At 65.0% G+C, this 1,106-nt stretch carries 2 protein-coding genes; one reads left to right on the plus strand and one right to left on the minus strand.

The window, feature by feature from the left end:
* The coding region (locus BHE97_RS19275; protein WP_140400276.1) for a CDP-alcohol phosphatidyltransferase family protein at positions 1-400 on the minus strand (400 nt) is incomplete at its 3' end.
* A 188-nt stretch (positions 401-588) separates the two neighbouring features.
* On the opposite strand from BHE97_RS19275, the gene BHE97_RS19280 reads away from it, so the two are divergent.
* On the plus strand, positions 589-1,106 hold a 518-nt coding region (locus BHE97_RS19280; protein WP_087625651.1), incomplete at its 3' end, for a superoxide dismutase.

The following is a 1,106-nucleotide window of genomic DNA, read 5'->3' on the forward strand; positions in this document are numbered from 1 at the left end:
CCGGCGCCGCGTGGGCTAGGAAGTGGCCGGGGAGAGAGCTGTAGCCGCGGGTGCGCAGGAACGGGATCAGCGAGAACGGCAGCACATGGCATAGCGGCAGGGTGGTCGCCAACCTGCACGGGAGGATGGCGCGCGGGCCGAGGCCTACGACGGCCGCGAGCATGTAGACCCGGGCAGAGACGGGGTCGAGTATCGCCTTCATGCGAGAGGTCGGCTCGAGAGAAAGGGCGATCTTGCCGTCGAGATAGTCCGTGATGCCCGAGACGACGAGCACCGCCAGCGCCGCGACATCCCACTGCGGCCCGAGCACCAGCCACAGGAAGACCGGGACCAGGGCGATCCGCACGAAGCTCAAGAGGTTGGGAACGGTGAATATCCGTTCGCTACTGCGCTCGGTCACCCGACCTCCTTCGTCAGCTCGCCGATGTCTGCAGAACAGCCTAGGGTATCGGGCCTTGCGCGGTCCGCACGCGCCGCCGGGTGATCCCGGTCTTGCGAGTCGGGGAAGGACTGAGAGACTGAGGGTGTTACTTCCCCCATAACGCTCTGACGCGAGCCGCCGAGGCTCGCGCGATAGAAGGAGGACGCGTGGCTGAGTACACTTTGCCGGATCTGCCCTATGATTACGGGGCGTTGGACCCGCATATCTCGGGCAAGATCATGGAGCTGCATCACGACAAGCACCATCAGAACTACGTCAACGGCCTGAACACCGCGCTGGAGAAGCTCGAAGAGGCCCGCGCGAACGAGAAGTTCGACACCGTGAACATGCTGGAGAAGAACCTGGCGTTCAACCTCGGCGGCCACATCAACCACTCGATCTTCTGGAAGAACCTGTCCCCGGACGGTGGCGACAAGCCCACCCGCCAGCCCGCACCCGCGACCGAGGCCAACTCCCGCCCACTCCACCCCTCCGGGGCCCAGTTCGAGCAGGTCGCCCGCGGCATCCAGGGATCGGGGTGGGCCATCGCCGCCTGGGACACCCTCGGACAGCGTCTGGTGATCGTCCAGGTCTATGGCCAGCAGTCCAATATCCCCGCGACGCTGATCCCGATCTCCCAGCTCGACATGTGGGAACACGCCTTCTACCTGGACTTCCTCAACGT

The organism is Aeromicrobium sp. PE09-221 (assembly GCF_002174305.1).
Lineage (GTDB): Bacteria > Actinomycetota > Actinomycetes > Propionibacteriales > Nocardioidaceae > Aeromicrobium.